This window comes from Streptomyces monomycini, from assembly GCF_022271435.1.
GTDB classification, from domain to species: Bacteria; Actinomycetota; Actinomycetes; order Streptomycetales; family Streptomycetaceae; genus Streptomyces; species Streptomyces monomycini.
Genome location: NZ_JAFIQY010000012.1, coordinates 121,420 through 143,385 on the forward strand (window position 1 = coordinate 121,420; position 21,966 = coordinate 143,385).

The 21,966-nt window shown below is 74.4% G+C and carries 16 protein-coding genes and 1 pseudogene; 7 read left to right on the forward strand and 10 right to left on the reverse strand.

Annotation, left to right across the window (positions count from 1 at the left end):
• Positions 1-7 precede the first annotated feature (7 nt).
• From JXZ78_RS16660 to JXZ78_RS16670, 3 genes are all read right to left on the reverse strand, one after another.
• Positions 8-856 carry an ABC transporter permease gene (locus tag JXZ78_RS16660; RefSeq protein ID WP_033037380.1) on the reverse strand — a complete coding sequence of 283 codons (849 nt, stop codon included), beginning with the start codon at positions 854-856 and terminating at the stop codon, positions 8-10.
• A complete protein-coding gene (locus JXZ78_RS16665) occupies positions 853-1,743 on the reverse strand; it encodes an ABC transporter permease (protein ID WP_078624114.1) in 891 nt (296 codons plus the stop codon). The genes JXZ78_RS16660 and JXZ78_RS16665 overlap by 4 nt, the downstream gene beginning before the upstream one ends.
• Before the next feature lie 116 nt (positions 1,744-1,859).
• Entirely contained in the window at positions 1,860-3,398 is a 1,539-nt protein-coding gene (locus JXZ78_RS16670) for an ABC transporter substrate-binding protein (protein WP_030019179.1), read from the reverse strand.
• Between the two features lie 332 nt (positions 3,399-3,730).
• Here JXZ78_RS16670 and JXZ78_RS16675 point away from each other — a divergent pair, with 332 nt between their 5' ends.
• The 7 genes and pseudogenes from JXZ78_RS16675 (at position 3,731) to JXZ78_RS16700 (ending at position 10,631) form a co-directional block, all read left to right on the forward strand.
• Positions 3,731-4,726: a TauD/TfdA family dioxygenase gene (locus JXZ78_RS16675; RefSeq protein ID WP_030019180.1), complete on the forward strand. Its 996-nt coding sequence runs from the start codon at positions 3,731-3,733 to the stop codon at positions 4,724-4,726.
• A gap of 43 nt (positions 4,727-4,769) precedes the next feature.
• Positions 4,770-5,942 (forward strand): ornithine cyclodeaminase family protein, encoded by a 1,173-nt coding sequence (locus JXZ78_RS16680; protein WP_238783168.1) that lies wholly within the window; start codon positions 4,770-4,772, stop codon positions 5,940-5,942.
• A gap of 65 nt (positions 5,943-6,007) precedes the next feature.
• Positions 6,008-6,490: pseudogene (locus tag JXZ78_RS40785) on the forward strand (type III PLP-dependent enzyme domain-containing protein); the annotation flags it as partial.
• Between the two features lie 385 nt (positions 6,491-6,875).
• Complete coding sequence (locus tag JXZ78_RS40790) at positions 6,876-7,313, forward strand: type III PLP-dependent enzyme domain-containing protein (RefSeq protein WP_308281041.1); 438 nt, start codon at positions 6,876-6,878, stop codon at positions 7,311-7,313.
• Positions 7,314-7,382: 69 nt separating this feature from the next.
• Entirely contained in the window at positions 7,383-8,411 is a 1,029-nt protein-coding gene (locus tag JXZ78_RS16690; protein WP_030019182.1) for a cysteine synthase family protein, read from the forward strand.
• An 8-nt stretch (positions 8,412-8,419) separates the two neighbouring features.
• Entirely contained in the window at positions 8,420-9,832 is a 1,413-nt protein-coding gene (locus tag JXZ78_RS16695; protein WP_033037395.1) for an MATE family efflux transporter, read from the forward strand.
• Positions 9,833-9,905: 73 nt separating this feature from the next.
• A complete protein-coding gene (locus tag JXZ78_RS16700) occupies positions 9,906-10,631 on the forward strand; it encodes a dienelactone hydrolase family protein (protein WP_030019184.1) in 726 nt (241 codons plus the stop codon).
• Between the two features lie 243 nt (positions 10,632-10,874).
• Here the strand turns inward: JXZ78_RS16700 and JXZ78_RS16705 are convergent, their stop codons facing one another.
• The 7 genes from JXZ78_RS16705 to JXZ78_RS16735 form a co-directional block, all read right to left on the reverse strand.
• Entirely contained in the window at positions 10,875-12,386 is a 1,512-nt protein-coding gene (locus JXZ78_RS16705) for an ABC transporter substrate-binding protein (protein WP_050502283.1), read from the reverse strand.
• Between the two features lie 7 nt (positions 12,387-12,393).
• Complete coding sequence (locus JXZ78_RS16710; RefSeq protein WP_157851517.1) at positions 12,394-14,430, reverse strand: ATP-binding protein; 2,037 nt, start codon at positions 14,428-14,430, stop codon at positions 12,394-12,396.
• A 175-nt stretch (positions 14,431-14,605) separates the two neighbouring features.
• Positions 14,606-15,778: an FAD-dependent monooxygenase gene (locus JXZ78_RS16715; RefSeq protein ID WP_030019187.1), complete on the reverse strand. Its 1,173-nt coding sequence runs from the start codon at positions 15,776-15,778 to the stop codon at positions 14,606-14,608.
• Positions 15,779-15,787: 9 nt separating this feature from the next.
• The gene (locus JXZ78_RS16720) at positions 15,788-17,131 is read right to left on the reverse strand and encodes a class I adenylate-forming enzyme family protein (protein ID WP_050502285.1); all 1,344 of its coding nucleotides are present in this window, start codon (positions 17,129-17,131) and stop codon (positions 15,788-15,790) included.
• A gap of 63 nt (positions 17,132-17,194) precedes the next feature.
• Positions 17,195-18,661: a 3-deoxy-7-phosphoheptulonate synthase gene (locus tag JXZ78_RS40795; protein WP_050502286.1), complete on the reverse strand. Its 1,467-nt coding sequence runs from the start codon at positions 18,659-18,661 to the stop codon at positions 17,195-17,197.
• A gap of 2 nt (positions 18,662-18,663) precedes the next feature.
• The gene (locus JXZ78_RS16730; protein WP_078624115.1) at positions 18,664-19,848 is read right to left on the reverse strand and encodes a 3-deoxy-7-phosphoheptulonate synthase; all 1,185 of its coding nucleotides are present in this window, start codon (positions 19,846-19,848) and stop codon (positions 18,664-18,666) included.
• Between the two features lie 59 nt (positions 19,849-19,907).
• On the reverse strand, positions 19,908-21,947 hold the full coding sequence (locus JXZ78_RS16735) for a multicopper oxidase family protein (RefSeq protein WP_050502287.1): 2,040 nt from the start codon (positions 21,945-21,947) through the stop codon (positions 19,908-19,910).
• Positions 21,948-21,966 lie beyond the last annotated feature (19 nt).

Sequence of the window (21,966 nt, forward strand, 5' to 3'; positions counted from 1 at the left end):
CCGGAGGTCAGCGCAGGGCGGCCCTGCGCGCGGTGGCGGGTGCCAGGGCGTTGGCGGCGAGGTTGACGCTGATGGCGAGCAGGCCGATGGCGAGGCCGGGCGCGACCACCGCCCACGGATTGAGGAGGATGCCGGGGCCGTTCTCCCGGATCATCAGGGCCCAGTCGGCCTCCGGCGGCCGGGGGCCGAGCTGGAGGAAACCGGCCATGGAGATGACGTACACCGCGTCGACGAAGCGCAGACCGAACAGCGCGAGGACGGTGGCGCGGAGGTTGGGCAGGATCTCCCGCAGCGCCAGGTGTCCCGGACGCTCGCCGCTCGCGACGGCGGCCTCGACGAACCCGGTGGCGGCGACCGGCGCCGCGGCCCCCGCGACGATCCGTACCGCGTACGGAACCCCGAGCAGGACGGCGGCCACAGTGATCGCGAGGCGGCCGCCGCCCGGCCAGGCCAGCGCGAGCAGCAGGATGCCCAGCACGGGCGGGAGCAGGATCGCGGTGTCCGCCGCGCGTTCGACCAGCCGCCCCAGCCGCGGGCCGAGGACGGCGAAGCAGCCGAGCAGGGTGGCCAGGAAGGTGACCACCACGGCCACCACGAGCGCGCTGCCGATCAGCGCGCTCCCGCCGTTCAGCAGGCGGCTGAGCACGTCCCGGCCGAGCTGGTCCCCGCCCAGCAGCGCGCCGCTCGCGCCCGCCTCCCCGTACGGGGCGGTGACCGGCTTGTCGACCGGGTGCGCCGCGAGCAGCGGACCCGCCAGCGCCACCAGGAGGAGCAGCACGGCGGGGACGACAGGGGCCAGGACACGGGGTTCCGGACGGCGCGGGCGGGGCCGCACGGACACCTCGGCGGTGGTCATGAGCGGGCTCCCAGGGTGCGGGCACGTACCAGGTCGGCCAGCAGCAGGACGACGGTGATCAGCGCGGCCGAGCAGGCGACGACGGCCGCGATGACCGGGGTGTCGCGGTCGGCGACGGCCCCGGCCAGCACCGTGCCGATGCCGGGGTAGTTGAAAAGCGTCTCGACGACGACCGTGCCGCCGAGCAGCATGCCGGTGGACGTGGCGACGCCGGTGGCGATGGCGGGCCAGGCGCCCGGCAGGGCGTGCCGGAGCAGCACCTGACGGGTGGACAGCCCGTCCAGGCGGGCCGCTTCGACGTGCGGGGTGGCGGCCTGGTCGGCGAGGGCACCGCGGACGATACGGGTGTTCCAGCCCGTCTGCGGCACGGTGAGCGCCAGCACCGGCATGACCAGCGTGGTCCAGCCGGCCGGGGTGCCGTCGGCGCCGGTGACGGTGGCGGCGGGCAGCCAGCCCGTCCAGAGCGACAGGACGAGCAACAGGCCGACGGCTACCACGAATTCGGGCAGCGCGAAGGCGGCGGTGGAGGCGAGGTCCACGGTCCGGTCCACCAGGCCCTTCGGGCGCGCGGCGGCCCAGGTGCCCAGGGCCAGCGCGCCGAGGACGGTCAGCACGAAGGCGGTGCTGCCCAGCAGGACGGTGTTGGGCAGCGGCGCCGCGAGCAGGTCGCCGACCCGTTCGCCGCGGGCCGAGGTGCCCAGGTCGCCGGCGGGCAGCGCGGTGATCCAGTCCCAGAAGCGCTCCCACACCGGCCGGTCCAGGCCGAGCAGCCGACGGCGCGCGGCGACGCCCGCAGCCCCCTCGCCGCGCTCCGCCGTGGCCGTGGCCGCGTCGCCCGGCAGCAGTTCGATCGCGGCGAAGACGAGCGCGAGCAGCACCACCAGCATCAGCACGCGCTTGCCCAGGACGCCCGCCACTCGCGCGGCCAGAGCACCAGCACGCCGCGCCGCGGGCTTCGGCACGGGCCGGGCAGCCGCCTCGGCGGGCCGGGTGCCGGTCTCCGTCACGGGGCGAGCCAGACGTTTTCGAGCTGGACGCGCCCGTAGCCGGGCAGCTTCGGCAGGCCGTGCACCTTCGGCGCGGCCAGGTCGATACCGTCCGCCATGCCCCACAGCAGATAGCCGGACCGCTCGTGCTCGATGCGCTGGAGGTCGCGCAGGGCGGCGGTGCGGGCCGTGCGGTCGGCGGTGGCCATGACCTTGCGACAGGCGGCGTCGAACGCCGTGTCGGACCAGTCCGCCTCGTTCTGGCCGGCCCCGGTGGTCAGGGTCTTGGAGGCGAAGAACACCACCGAGTCGTTGGTGCCCCAGTAGTTGGTGTAGAAGTCGCCCTTGAGCCAGGTCTGCTGGTAGAAGGCGCCGGACTCCTGCTTGACGACCTCGATCCGGACGCCTGCCTCGCGGGCCTGGGAGGCGAAGAGGGTGGCCGACTCGGCGAGCCCGGCGACGTCCTCGGTGGTCACGAGCCGGTACGTACGGGAGAAGTCGAAGCCGGCCTCGGTCAGCAGCCGTCGGGCCCCCGCCAGGTCGCGCGTGCGCTGCGGGAGGTCCGCGGCGTACGCGGGGTCGCCGGTGCCGAGGACGTCGTTGGCGACCGTCCCGTACCCGGACAGTACCTGGGCGACCATCGCCTCGCGGTCCACCAGCAGCTTCATCGCCTCGCGTACCTTCGGATCGGCGAACGGGCCGCTGGAGGTACGCATCACGATGGGCATGGCCATGTCGTCCGGGCGCCGGACGATCCGGATGTCCTGGCGGGCCTTGGCCGTACGGGCGGCGACGGCGCCGACGTTGGACGCCACGTCGATCTGCCCGGACAGCATCGCGTTGGCCATCGCCTGCGGGCTCTGGAACATGGTGACCTCGACGGCGTCGAGGTGGACCGCGCCGCCGTGCCAGTCGGCGTTGCGCAGCAGCCGGGCGTTGCCGTCGCGGTACCAGTCCAGCGTGAAGGGACCTGTTCCCGGGGCCTTGGGCAGGTCCCGGTCGGCGGTGTCCTTCTTGAGGACGAACGTCGTGAGCCTGGTGAGCAGGGGGAGTTCGGCGTTGGGGTAGTCGGAGACGAGGACGACGGTGCGCTTGCCGTCGGCGGTGATGTGGCCGGCCGTGACGCCGGGCAGCCGGGCCGCCCCGGACGGGGTGGCGCGCAGGCGGCGCAGGGACCAGACCACGTCGTCGGCCGTGACGGGGGTCCCGTCGTGGAAGGCGGCGCCCTCGGCGACGGTGAAGCGCCAGGTCTTCAGGTCCTTCGAGGGAGTGAAGGCGGAGGCGAGGCGGCCGACGGTGTTGTCCTTGTCGCCCGGCGCGGTCAGCGTGTCGTACACGAGGGCGATGACGAGGTAGTCGCTCTCGTTGCCCTGGGTGCCGTGCGGGTCGCGGGTGATCGCCGAGGGACGGCCCAGGGCGCCGATGCGCAGGGTGCCGCCCTGCCGCGGGGAGCCGCCGGCGGCGGGTGCCGTGCCGTCACCGCCGCACGCCGAGAGCAGCGCGGCCGCGCCCAAGCCCCCGCCGGCCGCGAGCAGTTGCCTTCTGCTGAAGTCCACGCCGCCTCGCTCTGTTCGTTCGGTCACTTAGGGTTGCCTACCCTAATGAGATCGGGGTACGCAAGGGCGCTCGCCGCCGAGTGCGCCTATTGGCCGTCGTCAACTGGGCGTTAACGGGCGGGAGTTACCGGAAGGCGGGCAGGTGCGACAAAAGAAGTGAGGTTTGCCTAACCTAAGTTGGGTCGGTAGCGTCGTTACTGTCCGCTGGACCCCGGACACGGAGCGGCAGCCATGGCCGTCCCCTGCCCGGTCCGTCGAGCGCGCCGCGCCCTGCCCGCGCGGCGTCGCACCGGACCCGATTCCCACCCTCAACGGAAACGGACTGCCTCGACATGACCACGGGAGCCGCCCCCGTCCGCCAGCTCGACCCCGCCGACGCCACGGAACTGCGCCGCACCGCCGAGGAGATCCTCGCCGCGGCCGGTACCTCCGCCGCCTCCCCGCACCTCCTCGCCCGTGTCGCCGAGTCCGCCGCCGCCCTGCCCGCCACGGTCCGTCACCAGCTGCGGCCGGCCGACACCGACGACGGTCTGTTCGTGCTGCGTGGACTGCACGTCGACGACCCCGCACTCGGCCCCACCCCCGTCGGCTGGGCCGCCGCGGCCGACAGCGGCGCCGTGCACGACGTCGTCCTGCTGCTGCTCGCCACCGTCATGGGCAACCCCATCGCCTGGGAGGGCCAGCAGGACGGCCGCTTCGTGCACAACATCGTTCCCGCCCCGGGCCGCGAGACCGAGCAGACCGGCGCCGGCAGCACCGTGCTGCTCAGCCCGCACACCGAGGACGCCTTCCACCCCGGCCGCGCCCACCTGCTCATGCTCAGCTGCATGCGCAACCACGACCGCGTCGCCACCACGGCGGCCGGCATCCGCAACGTACGGCTCGACGCGGCCGACATCGAGCTGCTGAGCCGTCCGCTGCTGCCGATCCTCCCCGACGACGCGTACACCGCGGCCCGGAACTTCGACGGCGGCCCGCCGCCCGCGGTCCCCACCCTCCACCGGTCGGACGACGGCCTGACCCTGCGCTTCGACCCCGCCTACACCCCCCTGGACGACGCGCCCCACGCCCACCGCGCCGCCTACAAGCGCCTGGAGCGCGAACTCGCCCGCGTCTCGGGCGCCGTGTGCCTGGAACCGGGCGAGGTGCTCGTCGTGGACAACGACCTGGTCGTACACGGCCGGGTGCCTTTCCGGGCCCGCTACGACGGCACCGACCGCTGGCTCAAGCGTGCCTCCGTCCGTGTCCCCACGCGCCGTACACGCCCCCTGGCCGAGGCGTCGGAGCACGGTTACGGTCAGGCCGCCGTCGAAGCCCACACCGGATGACAGTCCACACCGGGCGACAGCCCGCAGCTCCCCGAGGACGGACATGACCGACAGCACCGCGTCCGCCGGCCCCCGCTCCACATCCGCCGGCCCCCGCTCCATACCCACCGGCCCAGGCCCCCTGTCCGGCGACGCCCGCTCCATACCCGCCGACCCAGGCTTCCTGTCCGGCGACGCCCGCTCCATACCCGCCGGCCCAGGCTTCCCGTCCGCCGATCCTCGCTCCCTACCCGCCGACCACCGCACCCTGCGCATCCTGACCACCAGCGACCTGGCCGGCCTCGGCATCACCCACGCCGACGTCGTGGCCACCGTCGAAGGGGCCTACCGCACCCTCGCCGCGGGCGGCTCCGACAACCCGCGCAAACTCACCGTCCAACCCGCCGACGGGCACTCCGTCGCCTACGCGATGCTCGGCCGGGACGGTTCCCGCGACGTCGTCGCCGTCAAGACCTCGTACAAGCACGGCCTGGACAGGGACCGCGGGAGCCAGCACTACTACACGACGCTGACGCTCTACGACGACGTCACCGGCCTGCCCGTCGCGATGATGGACTGCGGCCGCATCGGCTCGTTGCGCACCCCGGCCGTCTCCGCCCTGCTGGCCCGTGAATGCGCCCCGCCCGGCGCCCGAAGCAGCCTGGTCATCGGCACCGGCACGCAAGGTCGCCTGGCCCTCCCGTTCCTGCTGACGACGCTGCCGGGCCTGGAGCGCCTGATGCTGTACGGCAGCCACCCCGACGGCATTGCGGCGGTACGCGAAGAGCTGCGCGCCCACTTCCCGGACCGGGACGTGGAGCTCGTCACCGACCTGCGGGCCGCGGCGGCCGACGCCGACATCGTCGTGGCGACCGCGGGCGGCCACACCGCGGCGGCCGTCGAGGCCGACTGGCTCCGGCCCGGCGCGCTGTCCGTCCTCGTCGGGCACGGCCTGGCGCCGTCCACCCTGCACCGCGCCGACCGGGTCGTGGCGACCAGCGAGGCGCAGATGAAGGTCACCGGCACCGACATGGCCGACGCGGCCGGCCGGTTCCCCGCCGTGGACGCCGAGTTCCCGGCCGTCCTGGCCGGTACCGCCACCGGCCGCGGCACGGCGCGGGAACGCGTCTTCGCCTACAACAGCGGACTGGTCGTCACCGACATCGCCCTCGGCCACCGTTTCGCCCAACTCGCCCTCGACCAGGGGCTGGGGACGCAGGTGGCGCTGTGGCAGTGACCGGACCGCGGCCCGCCGACGTACCGACGCTGCCCGCCCACCCCGACCCCGGCACCGACCGGCTCATGGACAGCGGCCTGCTGCACGAACTGTCCTACGCCTTCGACGGCCCCTTCCACTTCCTGCTCCCGGACCGCTTCGACGCCCACCTCACCGCCTTCCGCGCCGCCCTCGACGACGCCGGGGTGGCCGGGCGCGTGTACTACGCGAAGAAGGCCAACAAGGCCGCCGTGTGGGCGGAACGCTGCGCCGTCCACGGGGCGGGCGTGGACGTGGCGAGCGTCCCGGAACTGCGCGAAGCCCTCGGCCACGGCGTGCGCGGCGAGAACATCGTCGTCACCGGACCGGCCAAGAGCGACACCCTGCTGCGCCTGGCCGCACTCCAGGGCTGCCTGGTCGCCGTCGACGCGCTCGACGAACTCGACCTGCTCATCACGCTCGCCCTGACCGGCACCGCCCGCCCCGCCCGCCTGCTGCTGCGCCGCCTGCCGTCCGCGCAGCCGCACAGCCGCTTCGGGATGACGGCCGCCGAGCTGGACACCGCACTCGACCGGTGCGTACGCGCCGGGGACGCCGTACGGATGGAAGGCTTCAGCTTCCACCTGTCCGGCTACGCCGTCCGGCCGCGCGCCGACCTCGCCGGGCAACTTCTCGACCACTGCCTGCGCGCGGGAACTGGGCCTGCGGGCCGACCGGATCAGCATCGGCGGCGGCTTCGCCGTCGACTACAGCGACGCCCACCACTGGCAGGCGTTCCTCGCCGCGCAGCGCCCCGAGCACTACCACGCGCACAAGACGTTCGAGGCCGACGGCTTCTACCCGTACCATTCGCCCGTCGCCGGGGCCGACGCCCTGCGCGCCGTCCTCGACACCGTCCCCGCAGGCGGCCGTACCAGTCTGGCCGGCCGGCTCCGGCAGACCGGCACACTGCTGATGGCGGAGCCCGGCCGGGCCCTGCTCGACGGCGCCGGCGCGTCGGTCTTCCGCGTCCAGGGCGTCAAGGAACGCGACGGCTACCGCGTCCTCACGGTCGACGGCACCAGTCTCAGCCTCTCCGAGCAGTGGTTCAACAGCGAGTACCTGCCCGACCCGTACCTCGTCACCCCGGACGGACGGGCCCGCGGTGACGCGGCGCACCCCGCGTGCGTCGGCGGCGCGACCTGCCTGGAGTCGGACCTGCTCACCTGGCGCAAGGTCCCGTTCCCCGCCCGGCCGCGCGTCGGTGACCTGCTGGTCTACCCGAACACCGCCGGATACCAGATGGATTCAAACGAATCCCCGTTCCACGACCTGCCGCTGCCGCCCAAGGTCGTCGTGGACCGCCTGGGCCTGCGGCCGCGCTGGCGTCTCGACCGGCGTCCCGCCCGCTGAGGAACGCGCCCCGGCCCGTCGTCGCGCCACCCCTTCATGACCAGCCCTTCCCCGCTCAGGAGCCGCCCAGTGAAAGAGGCCCTCGTGCGCCCCGCCGTGGTCTCCCGCATATCCGATCTCATCGGCCGCACCCCGCTGTACGAGCTGTGCCGTACCGAGACGGGCAGCCGCCTGCTGCTCAAACTGGAGATGTTCAACCCGACCGGCACCGCCAAGATCCGGATGGCCCGCCAGATGGTCCTCGACGCCGAGGCGCGCGGCGAACTGCGGCCCGGTGGCCGCATCGTCGAGTCCACCTCCGGCAACACCGGCCTCGGCCTCGCGGTCATCGCCGCCGAGCGCGGCTACACCTTCACCGCCGTCGTCGACCACCACGCCTGCGCCGACAAACTGCGCGCCATGCGGGCCCTGGGCACCGAACTCGTCTACGCCGCCGACGGCGGCACCGACGAGCTGGCCACCGCCGCCCGCGAGGAACTGGCCGCGGAGCTGGCCCGTGACCAGTACAACACCGTCTTCACCGAACAGCACAACAACCCCAGCAACGGCGTCGGTTACTTCCCCGTGGCCCATGAGCTGCACCAGGCCCTGGACGGGAGGATCGACGTCCTGATCGGCGCGGTGGGCACCGGCGGCGGGCTCTGCGGCACCGCCCGCGCACTGCGGGCCCTCGTCCCCGGCTGTACGACGGTCGGCGTCGAGCCCAAGGGCTCCATCGCCTTCGGCGGCCCGGCCCACGACTACTACCAGTCCGGCACCGGCACGCCCGACGGCGCCGAGATCGGCGCGCTGGTCGACTTCGACCTGATCGGCGAGGGCGCGAAGGTCGGCGACGTGGAAGCCTTCGCCACCGCCCGCGCCATCGCCCGCGCCACCGGGCTCCTCATCGGCGGCTCGGCGGGCGGCGTCGTCCACGAGGCCCTGGCCAGGCTCCCTGCTCTGGCACCGGGTTCCACTATGGTCGCGCTGGTCAACGACGGCGGTGAGAAGTATCTGGACACCGTCTTCGACGACGACTGGATGCACGCCCGCGATCTCGTCGACCGTGGCCTGGAACGGGAGATCGACGAGACGCTTACCAAGCTCCGCAAGGGGTGAGCCACGCCATGCAGCCCGCCGTACTCCTCCGCGACAGCCGCGCCCTGGCCGCCCTCGCCGTACCCCTCGTCCTGACCCAGCTCGCCCAGGTCGCCCTGACGACCACCGACACCGTGATGATGGGGATGCTCGGCACGGCCGACCTGGCGGCGGGCGGGCTCGCCATCGTCATCTTCAACCAGCTGCGCACCATGGGCGTCGGGCTCGTCACCTCCATCGGCAACCGCACGGCCGCCGCGTTCGCACGGGCGGAGGGAACGGGCGCCGACGCGCGCGAGGGCAGCGAAGAGGTCCGTACGACCGTCCGCGCCGGGCTGGCCGTGGCGACCCTCGCCGGGCTGGCGGGCGCCGTCCTCATGCTGCTCATCGGCCAGGCGCTGATCTGGCTCGGCCAGGAGACGGACGTCGTCGGCCGGGCACGGACGATGCTGCTCGTCCTCGCGCCGGGCCTGCTGCCGTGCCTGTGGTTCCAGGCCGTCCGCCAGTTCACCGTGGGCATGCGGCGGCCGCAGGCGCTGCTGCGCATCACCGTCGTCTCCGTCGCCGTCAACGCCGCGCTCGACTGGGGGCTGATCCACGGCACCTGGGGGCTGCCCGAGCTGGGCCTGCGCGGCGTGGGCGTGGCCACCACGCTGGTGTACTTCCTCTCCTTCCTGGCGCTGTACGCCGCGGCGAAGCGCGACCCGGTGCTCGGCCCCCACCTGAGCCTGAACATCGCCGGGGCCGACCGCGCCGCGGCCGTCCGCATCGTCCGTCTCGGTGTGCCGATCGCCGCGACCTACGGGTCGGAAGCCGGATTCTTCTCCGTCACGGCCCTGATGGCCGGCTCCTTCGGCAGCGCCGCGCTGGCCGCGCACACCGCCGTCAACCAGCTCGTCTACATCGTCTTCCAGGTCGCCGTCGGCCTCTCCCACGCCGCGTCCGTCAACGTCAGCCGCGAACTCGCCCTCGGCCGCACCGACACCGCGCTGCGCATCAAGAACACCGCACTGGCCTGCGCGGGCGCCATGATGGCCGTCGTCGCGGTCGTCTACGCCACGCTGCCCGGACTCGTCCTCGCCCCGTTCTTCGACACCGACGGCACCCGGGACACCGAAGCCGTCGCCATCGCCACCCACCTGCTGCTCGTCGTCATGGTCCTGCAATTCTTCGACTGCGCCCAGAACATCGGCGTAGGTCTGCTGCGCGGGCTGGACGACACCAGGAGTGGCTTCCGCATCACCCTCATCGGCTACTGGGGCGTGGGCCTGCCCGCGGCCTGGCTCCTGGCCTTCGCCGCCGGGCTGCACACCCTCGGCATCTGGCTCGGCCTCCTCACCGGCCTCGCCACCACCGCCGTCCTGCTCCTGCGCCGCTACGGCACGCGTCTGCGCGCCAAGGCGGGACTCGGGGAACATCGGTACAGCGGCCGGGTGTCGTAGTCGGGACAGCCGGCTGTCTGCCATCGGTGAACACCACCCCGAACGGGCGCGACAGTCATTACCGTCCAGTCACATGACGACGATCACGACCCGTACGGTCGCGTACCCGGCCGACAACCTGACGATGATCGGACACCTCGCGCTCCCGGCCGGTGCCGACCGCCGGCCCGCGGTGCTGCTCGGACCCGAGGGCACGGGGCTCAGCGACGTCGAGCGCCGCCGGGCCGATGCTCTCGCCGAGCTGGGATACGTAGCGCTGGCCTTCGACCTCCACGGCGGGCGCTACCTCGGCGCCCCCGAGGAGATGCTGGCCCGTTGCATGCCGCTGCTCGCCGACCCCGACCGGATGCGAGGAATCGGTCACGCCGCGCTCGACGTGTTGCGCGCCGAACCACGGACCGACCCCGACCGGATCGCCGCCGTCGGCTACGGCACCGGGGGCGCCGTCGGGCTCGAACTCGGGCGCGACGGCGTCGACCTGCGCGCGATCGGGACGGTCAACGCACTCACCACGGGCCGACCGGGCGAGGCGGCACGCATTCGCTGCCCGGTCTGGGCCGGGGTCGGGTCGGAAGACCCGATCATGCCGCCCGCCCAACGGGAGGCGTTCACCGCGGAGATGGAGGCCGCGGGCGTCGACTGGCGCCTCGTGGTCTACGGGGGAGCCCTGCACGCCTTCCACCACCCACCCGTCGACCACACCGTGCGTCCCGGCGTCGGCCACCACCCACGGCACGCCCAGCGCGTCTGGCGGGACATCGTCGCCCTGCTCGCCGAGTGCCTGCCCGTCACGGATTGATCCGAGAACGCGGCACCCAGTGGGGTCGGGCGCCCCTCACGTCCGAACATCGTCCAGACGGCAACGGCGCACCGTAACCAGCCCCGGCACCCGCCCGGCGATCTTCCCGCGACCCCCGGCGGAGCCGCCGACCGGTGTGCCGGCCGACCATGACCGATCTCGGCGCCAACCGCTGTAGCGATGTTTTCCGAGACCGAAGGCAGGCGCAGCACAAGCCGCACCGACCGCCTGAACGGCCCGGCCCTACGGCCACACCACCTTGCGGAAGGCGTACGAGCCGTCCGGCTTCAGCTCCACCAGGGCGAGCGGCTTGCCCACCGGGTCACCGTGGTCGTCGAAGCGGATCGGCCCGCTCACGCCGTACACCGGCTTGCTGCCGCTGATCTGGAGCAGCATCTGGCGGGTGCTGCCGGTGGTGACCGGGCCGTCCCCCTGCCCGCCGGCGCCGTCGCGGATCGCCACGCCCAGGGTGAGCAGGGCGTCGTGGCCCATCATCGCCTGTCCGTCGGCCAGTTCGGTGTCCAGCCGGCGGATCTCCTGCCGGTAGGCGTCGCGGAACTGCGGGAGCGGGTTGACGGAGCCGGGGTACGTGTCCGTCCACTGGTCGGGGTGGGCCAGCACGGTGTGGTGCACGGTGACCCGGCTGCGCTCCCACACCTCGCGGAACGCCTGGCGCGAGGCGTGGCTCTCCGGCACGTCGAAGACGCCCACCACGTCGTCCGCGGTGACCACCGTGGTCGGGCAGCGCCGGCCGGCGGCGGCCATCGCCTCGATGAAGACGCGCAGCGCGCGCCCCCGGCCCGCGAAGTACACGGCGTCCGGCGGGTCGGCACACACCCGGTCGGCGAGCGAGGAGAAGGCGTTGGCGGTGGCGGGATCGGCCGAACTGTAGGCCAGACCCATGTCGGTGACCTTCAGGTGGTGGCGCGCGGCGGCCGCGGTGAAACTCCGGGACAGGGAAGTGCTGTAGGTGTCCTGCTCGCTGCGGTCCTTGATGGTCGTCACGCGGTACGGGCGCTGCTGCCCAGGGCGGTTCTGCAGGGTCCGCAGGTAGCGCACCGCGGCCGACGCCTGGTCGGAGTTGGTCGCCGCCACCCGCCAGAAGCCGGTCTGCCCGGGCCGGTTCATGGCGTCGGCGGTCACGGTGGAACCCATCATGGGGATCCTGGCCTCCCGCAGGGCGTCGACCGCCTGCTGGGTGGTCCGGCGGCTCTGCCCCAGGCCCGCCACGGCGACCAGGTGCTGGTCCCCGTCCTTCATCTCCTTGAGCTGCTCCACCAGCGGTTCCCACTGCGCGGACCCGGCCCCGCTGTTCGCCAGCAGCAGCTTGATCTGCGGGGAGTCGCCGCGCCCGCCGCGCCGCGGGTCGTTCAGCTCGCGCTGTGCCAGGTAGGCGCCCTCCAGCTCCCGGCGTATGCTGTCGCGCCCCCGGTCCCCGGGGCCCGTCGTCATCGGCTGGAGGTAGGCCACCGACACCCAGGGTTTGCCGGACGCCGCCACCCGCCGGTTCTCGGCGAGGATCTGCCGGGAGATGCCCCGCAGCGCGGCGTCGAACTCGTACGAGCCGTCGGTGACGCCCACGCACTCGTCGCGCGGCCCCTGCTCCCGCACCCCGTCCGCACAGCGCTCGAACGCCCGGTCGTACACCCAGTAGCCGCCCACGCCCAGGGTGCCCGCGACGGCCACGGCGACGGCGGCGCGCAGCCATCTGCGGGGCTGCGGCCGCGGGGCCGTGAGCTGGTCCTCGCCACTCATCCGACGGTCACCAGGGCTTCCTCTCGTAGGCGGCCGCCCGCTGCCACAGCACGTCGTGGTCCGTCTCGTCGCCCAGCCGGCCGCTCAGGGTCCGCAGTGCTTCGGAAATCTTCGGGTACAGCTCGGCCACCGGATCGCCCAACGGGTCGGACCACAGTGACGCGCAGGGGTCGGACGCCGGGTGGGTGGTGATCCACCCGGCGACCAGCAGACGGGTGACCGTCAGCTGGTCGGGCGGGCTCTGCGCCCGCGCGAGCCGGTGCTGGAACTCCGCGCCCGCAGAGCGTTCCAGCGCCTCCGCCTCCCAGCGGCGCGGCGCGCGCTGGATGAAGGACAGCTCCGCGCACCATGCCTGCGCCGAATCGCCGCCCCCGCACACGTCGAGGAAGCGCTCGTGCAGGTACGCCGCGGCGCCCTGGACGTCACCGGCCGCCAGCCGGTGGTAGGCCCCGGTGCGCCCCGACTCGGCCGCGTCCCGCAGGATCTCGTGCGTACGGATCCAGGGCGCGCGGGCGTCGGCGGGCGCCGTGGCCAGCGCCAGCCGGCCCAGCAGCAGGGTGCGGATCATGGCCGGGAGCACACTGTGCGGCCGGCCGTCGAAGACGATCCGCTCGGCGTACCGGTCGTCGTGGGCCAGTCCGCGCAGGAGCCGCGGCGGGGAGTCGGCCTGCCGCCACAGGTCGGCGGCGCTCGCCGCCTGCCCGAGGGTGACGGCGGCGGCCGCACGGGGCAGCGCGCCGTCGGCCAGCTCCCGCGGCAGGTCCTGGAGGAGCAGTTCCAGCAGCTCGTCCGCGACGGAGTGCGGCCCTTCGGGCGCCAGCACCCCGCGCAGCCGCTGCCCGCAGGGCACGTCCGGCGCGAAGTCCTCCAGCGCGGCCAGCACCGTACCGGTCGCGGCCGGGTGGCCACGCGTCAGCTCGTGGACCGTACGGCCCAGCCAGGCCACCGGATGCGTGACGCCCGCCAGAGCCGCCTGCGGCATCCGCTTCACGTACGGACCGGCCTGCTCCTGCACCTCGGTCCGGTCCAGCCGGCGCAACTGCGCCACCTCCAGCCGGGCACCACCGCCGGGCCGGGCCACGGTCCGCGGCACGAACGACTCCGGCCCGTCCACCTGCTCCGGCGGCTGCCAGCACGACAGGTAGCTGCCGAGCGGCCGGGGCCCTTGCTCCAGCTGCCGCAGCACGTCCGGGGCGCGGCGCGCGCTCGCCACGACCACCAGCGGGTCCTGGTGCTCCGGACCTGCGGCGGCCCGTGCCTCGACCAGGGCCTGGAGGAACGCGTCGCCCAGCTCGCTGTCGGCGTTGTCCAGCAGCACCAGGCAGCGCAGCGTACGGGCACGGTCGCCGCCGTGCCGGGTGTACGCGCCCTGGAGATCGGCGAGGAACGCCTGGAGCAGCACCGACTCGGCGCGCTCCCGCTGGGCCGCCGTACCGTGCCGGAAGTGCTGGTTCAGCTCGACGAGGGCGTCCGCCGGGACCTGGGGCCGGGAGCCGCCGCGCGGTGTCCGGCCCACCCGCCGGTGCACGCCCCACCACACCCGGGCCCGCTGCCACCCCTGTATCAGCGGCACGACCGCCGCCGACCAGCCGGGCAGCCCCATCGGCACACCGACCGACGTCACCAGGTCCCGCAGCACCGCCAGCGAATGGTCCTCCGCGCGGCCCGTGCGCAGCGCCTCGCGCATCTGGCCGAGCGCGGCGTCCCGGCTCTCCGGGTCGGCCTCGGCGGACAGCGCCATCAGCAGGACGGCGAAGGACGGCAGGGCCAGCGGCGGGAAGTCCGGCCGGCGGGCGTTGAGCTGGAAGGCGATCCGGGCCAGGACGTCGACGGGGTGGTGGACGCCGTCGTCGAGCGCGGAGAGGTCCAGGGCGGCCATCGGCGCCCGGCGGCCCCAGGTCTCCAGCCGGCCCGTCAGCGCGGTCTTGCCGCTGCCGCGGGGCCCGAGCAGCAGCAGGGCCGGGTACCGGGTGTGCTCGCCGCGCGCCCGGACGAGCCGCCGACCGACGAACTCCCGGATCATCAGATCACGTCGGGACTGCACCGCGCCCCCTCGTGGCCACCGTCGTGAGTGACCAGGATGCAGCAATCGGGGGCCTGCGCAAGGTGGTTCGGGAGCAGAGGTGACCAGGGGAGACCAGTGAGTCGTATGAGGCCGGTGATGCTTGACGGTACGGGCCGCTCGCGCCGCACGGGAGAGAAGCGTGCGACGCGGGCACTCAGTAGCGACTCCCGGGAACACCGGCGTCGCGCGGGCCGTACGGGGCGGAGTCGAGCCAGCGTCCGGCACGGCCGCACCGGGGCGCCGCGGCGGCCGCCAGACGCTGGGCGGCGCGCTGCCGGAAACCTGGCGCGGTGAGGTGGCTCAGGGCGCGCCCGGCCGCCTGCCGGTTGAGCAGGGCGGCCCGGTGGCGGGCGGCCGCGAAGCCGGTCACGTCACCGGTGGCGATCGCGCCGGCGGCCGCCGCCGCGTCGGCGATGCCCGAGTTCAGGCCCCGCGCCCCGAAGGGGGCGAAGAGGTGCCCGGCCTCCCCGGCGAGCAGCACCCGGCCGTGCAGGTCGGTGAAATCGTCGGCGACGACCTGCTGGAAGCGGTAGTGCGAGGCCCAGGTGACCGCGCAGGCGTGCCCGTCCGGCAGCAGTCCGGGCAGCCAGTCCGCCGCGGCCCCGGCCAGCGCCTCCGGATCGTCGTCCGGACGGCACTGGACGTCCACGCGCAGCCCGCCGCGGAACGGCACGGTCAGCACATGGCGCCCGGCCATCCGCGGATCGCGGTAGTGGAACGCCCGCTCGCACGGCAGCGGACGCGCGGGGTCGTCGGCCACGTCGACCACCAGGAACGCGTGCGGGGAGCGGGGTCCCCGCAGCCGTACGCCGACGGCCCGGCGCACGGCCGACCTGGCCCCGTCGCAGCCCACCGCGTACGGGGCACGGTGCTCGGACTCCGGTGTGCGCACCACCACGCCGTCGGGCGAGGAGGTGAGGCCGGTGACCGGACTCTCCCAGCGGATGCCGACACCGGCGCGGCGGCAGGCCGCGCGCAGCAGTTCCTCCATGACCGGCTGCGGGAGACTGGAGAACGGCGCGCGGTCCGCCGGAGGCGGGGTGTACGTACGGCGATGGACCTCCCGGCCGTCGAAGGTCGTGCGTCTCGCGCCCCAGACCAGCCCGTTGCCGACCAGCGCGGTGCCGAGCGCCGGATCGGCGGCGGCGAGCGTGGCCAGCGACTGCCGGTGCAGGAAGATCGCCCGGCTGCCGGGCCGCGGCGCGTGCTCCGCCGCCGCCTCCAGGACGGTGACGGCCGGACCGCGGGCCCGCAGCAGCAGGGCCGTGGCCAGCCCGACCGGGCCCGCGCCCACGACGAGGACGTGCGGTGTGGCGGTGGTGTCCATGACGGCCTCCTAGCGGGGCAGCCGGCCGCGCGCGACCTTGCCGCCCGCGGTGGTGGGGAGTTCGGGCAGGAACGTCGTACGGCGGGGGATCTTGTACGGGGCCAGGTGGGCCCGGCAGTGCGCGAGGATCGCGGCCTCGTCGGCGGCTCCCTCGGCGGCGGTCGCGATCCAGGCCTGCGGGGCCTCGCCGCGTACCGCGTCCGGCATGGCGGTGACGGCGACCGCGGCCACCGACGGGTGGGCGGAGATCACCCGTTCCACCTCGGCCGGGTAGACCGTGTAACCGCCGCACAGGATCACGTCTTTGAGACGGTCCAGGACGGTCACCCCGCCGTCGTCCGTCACCCGTCCGACGTCCCCGGTACGCAGTTCGCCGCCGGGCGTCAGGACCTGCGCGGTGGCCTCGGCGGAGCCGAGGTAGCCGGGAGTGACGAACGGCCCGCGTACCAGCAGTTCACCGTCCTCTCCCGTACGGACCTCGGCACCCGGCACGGGCGGACCCGCGGTGCCCGGGTGGCCGGGGTCGTCGGCGGGGGTGAGCGAGGCCAGGCCGGCCAGTTCGGTCATGCCCCAGCCCTCGGCGAAGACCGCACCGGACCGCTCCTGCCAGGCGCGGGCGAGCTGTTCGCCGGCGGGCTGCCCCGCGGAGAGCGAACAGCGCACCGACTCCAGCGGCAGCCCCGCGTGGGCCAGCAGCCGCCGGTACATCGTCGGCACCCCGGCCAGCACGGAAGGACGGTGCCGGCGCAGCGCCTCGGCCACCGCCTCCTCGGTGAAGCGGGTGAGGAGGACGAGGGTGGCCCCGGCGGACAGGGCGGCGTTCAGGACGTTGGTGCCGTACGTGTGCGCGAGCGGCAGCGGACTGAGCACCGTGTCGTCGGGCCCCAGCGCCAGCCGCCGGGCGATGTTCTCCCCGCCGAGCCGCACCGCGCGCCGGGTCTGGAGCGCTCCTTTCGGGCGTCCCGTGGTGCCGGAGGTGTAGGCGATGGTGGCGATATCGGTGAGGTCGGTGACGGGGGAGCAGCGCGGGGGGCCGGAATCGGGTGGTGGTGGACCGGGCCCTTCGGCGGTCAGGACGAGCAGGGCACCGCTGTCGGTGGCCGCGTGCCGCAGCTCGTCCGGCGCCGAAGCGGCGTTCAGCGGCACGCCCACGGCGCCCAGTTCGGCCAGCGCGAGGTGGTCCGTGACCCACCGGCGGCCGTTGGGGCGGCAGAGCACCGCCCGGTCGCCGGGGCGCAGCCCCAGCGAGGCCAGCTCGGCGGCGCGTGCCGTGACCGCGGTGCGCAGCGTGCGGCGGGGCAGGGGGCCCTGTTCGTCGATGAGAGCGATGTCGGTGTGGCGTCGGCAGGACATGAGAGGCTCGCTTTCCTTGCAGGCGGGAGGGGAACGGGAGGGGAGAGGTACGGGCCGGGCCGGTCAGGGCACCGGCTGCCAGGCGGCAGCGGCGGTGTGGACCGTCCGCAGCACCTCGGCCGGCGTCCGGCCGTTCTCGTCGAGCAGCAGACCGCCGGGCCGGCTGCCCACCGAGTAGTGGGTGTCGAAGAACGTGTCGACCTCGGCCGCCGCCGTGGCCCCGCCGGGGCGGGGCGCGCAGACCCACGTCACCGGGGTGCCGGTGGTGGCCACAGCCTCGATCAGCGCGGGCAGTTCGGCCACGATCCGGTCCGGCGCGAGCCGTACCGCCAGCAGCAGCCGCCCGGGCACCCGACCCGGATTGAGCGCCGCACACCGCGCGGCGACCGCACGGGGATGGCACCCCGGCCGGGGACACAGGCCGGCCACCGCGCCGGGCGGCGGCACCCGGTCACCGTCGGCCGTCCACCGGACCTGCCCGGCGATGGCCGGCGGACAGGCGTCCAGGAACGACATCAGCTGCGGGAAGTCGCTCAGCCAGGGGTGCGAACGGGACGCCGCGCGGTACTCCTCGGCAACCCACCGCGCCTCGCGCGGCAGCACACCCGGGGGCGGGTGCCCGCCGGTGACGACGGTGACGGGGACACCGGCCACGTAGTGGGCCAGCCCGGAGGCCACCGTCGTCAGCGCTCCGGTCGCATGGCGCCCGAGATGCAGCAGGAACGCCTCGCCGCCTGCCGTCGGGGCCAGCGCCGGATGCGGGTCCGGTACGGCGGGCCCGGCGCGCCCGATCTCCTCGGTGAGCGGCCGGGGACGGCCCGCCAGACGCTGCCGCGCCGGCGGCGACGGGACGACGACCGGCTGCGGCCGGACCGGCGCCGGACCGCTGCCCGGCGCCGGGCCCCCGTGCCCGTCGTGCTCCGTCCCGGCGGGCACCAGCCGCGGGTTGAACAGTTCGCGGATGAACAGCCAGGGCCGCTCGCCGTCGAGCACCACGTACGCCTTGAACACGGCGGGCCGGACCCGGCCGTCCTGTTCCCACCCGGCCACGCCGACCTCCACCAGCCGCCGGGTGCGCATCGCGCCGGCGGCCCGCAGGCCGTAACCGATCGGCGTACGGCCGCTGGTCAGGCACGCGGCCAGCGCCGGGTCGTCGGGGACCAGCCCGACGACGGTGTTGAGCGAGACGGGCGTCAGCGCGGCGTCGGCCAGCGCCGAGCGGCGGACCAGGACCTGTTCGTCCCGGCCCAGGCTCAGGCAGCGGCGGGCCAGCGCGTCCTGCGCGGCGGCGGGCGCGGTGCCCTGGTGCAGCACGCGCAGCCGCAGGGGCGTGGCGAGCGCGGACTCCAGCAGGGTGGTGGTCAGTCCGTCGCTGGCGAGCAGCATCCGGGTCAGCGGGCTGCTGAAGCGGGCGATGTCACCGAGGTCGAAGGGCCGCGGGGCCGGCCGGCCGGGGGACCGGTCGCCGGTGCCGGCACCGCCCTCCGGCAGGTGGCGGTCGGTACTGGGGTAGCGGAGTGGGGTGAACACGGTCAGGTCCTCTCCATGAGGGGGGTGGTGCCGAGGACGGCGGAACCGGGGTCCGCCGCCGCCCGACGGGGGCGGGGGCAGGAGGCGCGGCGCGCGCGTGCGGCGCCGGCCAGTTCCCGCAGCAGCTGGGCGGTGCCGCTCCAGCCGATGCACGCGTCGGTGACGCTCTGTCCGAACACCAGCTGCCGGCCGGCACCGGCGTCCTGGCGGCCGGGGACGAGGAAGCTCTCCAGCAGCAGGCCGCGCACGGTGGTGTCACCGTCGGCGATCCGCACCGCGAGGTCCTCGGCGACCGCGTGCTGCCGCTCGTGCTGCTTGCCGCTGTTGCCGTGGCTGGCGTCCACGAGGACGCGGGCGGGCAGTCCGGCAGTGGCGAGCAGTTCCGCCGCCTGGCGGACGTGCGCCGCACCGTAGTTGGGGCCGTCCGCGCCACCGCGCAGGACGACGTGGCAGTCCGGGTTGCCGCTGGTGCGCAGTACGGACACCGGCCCGGCACCGGACGCGCCGAGGAAGGTGTGCGGTGCGGCCGCGGCCCGTACGGCGTCGACCGCGACCTGCACCGAGCCGTCCGTGCCGTTCTTGACGCCGACCGGCATCGGCAGGCCGCTGGCCAGGTCGCGGTGCACCTGGCTCGCCGCCGTACGGGCCCCGACGGAGCCCCAGGCGACGACGTCGGACAGGTACGCCGGGGTGACCGGGTTGACCCATTCGCAGCCCACCGGCAGGCCGGACTCGGCGATGTCGAGCATCAGCGACCGGGCCTCGGCCAGGCCGCGGCCGAGGTCGGCGCCGCCGTCCAGGCCGGGGTCGCCGACCAGGCCGGGCCAGCCGAGGCAGGTGCGCGGCTTCTCGACGTAGACCCGCATCACGACGAGCAGGTCGTCCGCCAGTGCGGCCGCCGCGTCCCGCAGCCGGGACGCGTAGTCCAGGGCGGCCGCCCGGTCGTGCACGGAGCACGGCCCGACGATGACGAGCAGCCGGTCGTCCCGGCCGTCGAGGATCCGTACGGCGTCGTGCCGGGCCGTCATGACGGTGTGCGCCGCGTGGTAGGTGAGCGGCAGCCGTTCGCACAGCTGCGCCGGGGTCTCCACCGGCAGGACGCGGGTCTGGCCGCCGGTGGGGCGGACCCGGCGTCCGTCGGGGTGCCGGAGGTGCGGGGTGCCGGGGGTGTCTGTCGAGGTGGTCATGGTGGTTCGCTCCTTCGGGGCGGCGCGGGCGGTGTTCTGTGGGGTGGGAAGCGGATACGTCATGACGTGTGACCTCCGTGGCCCCCCGAGCCCCCGTGGCCTCCTGAGCCTCCGTGGCCGCCGCCCCCGTGCATGCCGGGGTGCATGTCCATCACCGGACCGGGCATCACCGTGAACGGCCGCATCATCGACTCGTCCTCGTGTTCGAGGATGTGGCAGTGGTACATGTAGCGCCCCGAGCCGCCGTCGAACTGGCCCAGTACGGACACCAGCTGGCCGGACCCGGCGGGCGCCGGCCTGGTGTCGCCGACCCGTACGGTGTCCTTCCAGCCGAGGTCGGCGCCCTCGACGGGCAGGTCCCCGGTGAAGGTGACGGGGGTGACGGTGCCGTGACCGCGCACCGTGCCGTCGCCGTTGACCAGCCGCTGGAAGCCGCGGCCGTCGTAGTTCTGCCGCCGGGTCTCCTGGAAGCGGATCAGGTGGATGTGGAAGGGGTGCACGGGGCCGCCCAGGTTCAGCACGTTCCACTGCTCCCAGCCGCCCTCGCGCGCCATGATGGTGGTGGCGTCGTTGAACATCTCGGCGACCCGGCGCAGCGTCAGCAGCGGCTGTCCCGGCCGCTGCACCTGCACGATGCCGTCGCTGGGGATCTCCACCGACGAGGCGTCCTCGACGGTCTCCATCTCCCACATCATCGGCATCCCGGTCGCGGCCGGCGGGGTCAGCACGATCCACCGGTGCTCGTGGTCGGGGGCCGTGGCGTGGCTCAGCCGTACGTAGGACGGGCTGACGCGGCCCGGCAGCGTGAACGGGTCGTCCACCGCCTCGTCCGCGACCCGGAACTGCATCACCTCGGGCGACGGCGCCGGGCCGGGCGGGTTGGTGGCGGTGTCGGTCCAGTGGACGCGCATCCCCCGCAGGACGGAGAAGTCGGCCAGGACGTCGGCGCGCTCACCGGGTGCCAGGGTCAGGCCCTGTTCCGGCAGCGGCTCCGGCTCGGGCAGCAGCCCGCTGTCCGTACCGATCTGGTGGAAGGCACGGGCGACCAGTTCCGGGTCGACCGGCGTGCCGTCCTCGTGGCACAGGCGCAGGGTGAAGAACCGCGCGTTGGAGCCGTTGACCATCCGGAAGCGGTACCAGCGCGCGGCCACCTCCAGATGCGGCTGGACGACGCCGTTGACGACGTTGTAGGGGCCGAAGAACGGCCGCGGCACGTCCTGGGCGTCCCGCAGGACCTTGTGCATCAGCACACCGGTCGGGCGGCCCTTCCAGTCGGTGTCGACGTTGCGGTCGCACAGTACGAGCGGGATCTCGTGGGCGCCGTCCGGCAGGCCGAGCGCCGTCTCCTCCTCGTCCCTGATCCAGTACATGCCGGCCAGGCCCGTCATCACGTTCAGCGCGGTGATGTTCATGGCGTGGTCGTGGTACCAGAGGGTGCAGGACGCCTGGTCGTTGACGTACTCGGAGAGCTGGGTCTCGCCCGGCGGCACCGCGTTGTCGGTCCAGCCGTCGTTGACGCCGCTGGTCCGGGCGCCGTGCAGATGCACCACGGTCCAGGGCGGCAGCGCGGCCACCTTGCGGTCGAAGGTGTCGGCCGCCGGGTCGTAACCGGGGCGCGTGATGTTCGCCGGCACCCGCGTCTCGACCTTGATCAGGGGATACGGGCCGCTCAGCCCGTTGGCCCAGGACACCCGCAGCCGGGTGCCGCGGCGCACCTCGACGGTCGGCCCGGGGACCTGTCCCTCGTAGGCCCACATCAGCGACGGAGGGAGTTGCGAGTGCAACTTCATGCGGACGGGCCGGGTCGTGACGGTCAGCTCGGCGCGGCCGGTCTCCGGGTCCGCCTCCGGCCGCAGGACCGGCGGAATCCGCAACGGGTCCAGGAAGGGTTTCAGCGGCGGGACCTCGGGAGCGGCCGGGGTCTGCGGGACCTCCGGGGCCTCCGGGACCGGAGCGGTCTCCGGGGCCACCGGGATCTCCGGGGCTGTCGGGACCGGCGGGGCCGCCGGGGAGGCGGCGGCCGGGGGAGCCGGTTCGGTGAGGACGGCCGGCTCGGTGGCGGCGGCCGCCGGGGTGGGGGTTTCGATCAGCTCAGGCATTTCGGGGGCTCGTTTCCGA

Coding starts and splice junctions, on each gene's coding strand:
- JXZ78_RS16660 (WP_033037380.1), bottom strand. CDS start 856: ATGACCACCGCCGAGGTGTCCGTGCGGCCCCGCCCGCGCCGTCCGGAA.
- JXZ78_RS16665 (WP_078624114.1), bottom strand. CDS start 1,743: ATGCTGGTGGTGCTGCTCGCGCTCGTCTTCGCCGCGATCGAACTGCTG.
- JXZ78_RS16675 (WP_030019180.1), top strand. CDS start 3,731: ATGACCACGGGAGCCGCCCCCGTCCGCCAGCTCGACCCCGCCGACGCC.
- JXZ78_RS16680 (WP_238783168.1), top strand. CDS start 4,770: ATGACCGACAGCACCGCGTCCGCCGGCCCCCGCTCCACATCCGCCGGC.
- JXZ78_RS40790 (WP_308281041.1), top strand. CDS start 6,876: ATGGCGGAGCCCGGCCGGGCCCTGCTCGACGGCGCCGGCGCGTCGGTC.
- JXZ78_RS16695 (WP_033037395.1), top strand. CDS start 8,420: ATGCAGCCCGCCGTACTCCTCCGCGACAGCCGCGCCCTGGCCGCCCTC.
- JXZ78_RS16700 (WP_030019184.1), top strand. CDS start 9,906: ATGACGACGATCACGACCCGTACGGTCGCGTACCCGGCCGACAACCTG.
- JXZ78_RS16705 (WP_050502283.1), bottom strand. CDS start 12,386: ATGAGTGGCGAGGACCAGCTCACGGCCCCGCGGCCGCAGCCCCGCAGA.
- JXZ78_RS16715 (WP_030019187.1), bottom strand. CDS start 15,778: ATGGACACCACCGCCACACCGCACGTCCTCGTCGTGGGCGCGGGCCCG.
- JXZ78_RS16720 (WP_050502285.1), bottom strand. CDS start 17,131: ATGTCCTGCCGACGCCACACCGACATCGCTCTCATCGACGAACAGGGC.
- JXZ78_RS16730 (WP_078624115.1), bottom strand. CDS start 19,848: ATGACCACCTCGACAGACACCCCCGGCACCCCGCACCTCCGGCACCCC.
- JXZ78_RS16735 (WP_050502287.1), bottom strand. CDS start 21,947: ATGCCTGAGCTGATCGAAACCCCCACCCCGGCGGCCGCCGCCACCGAG.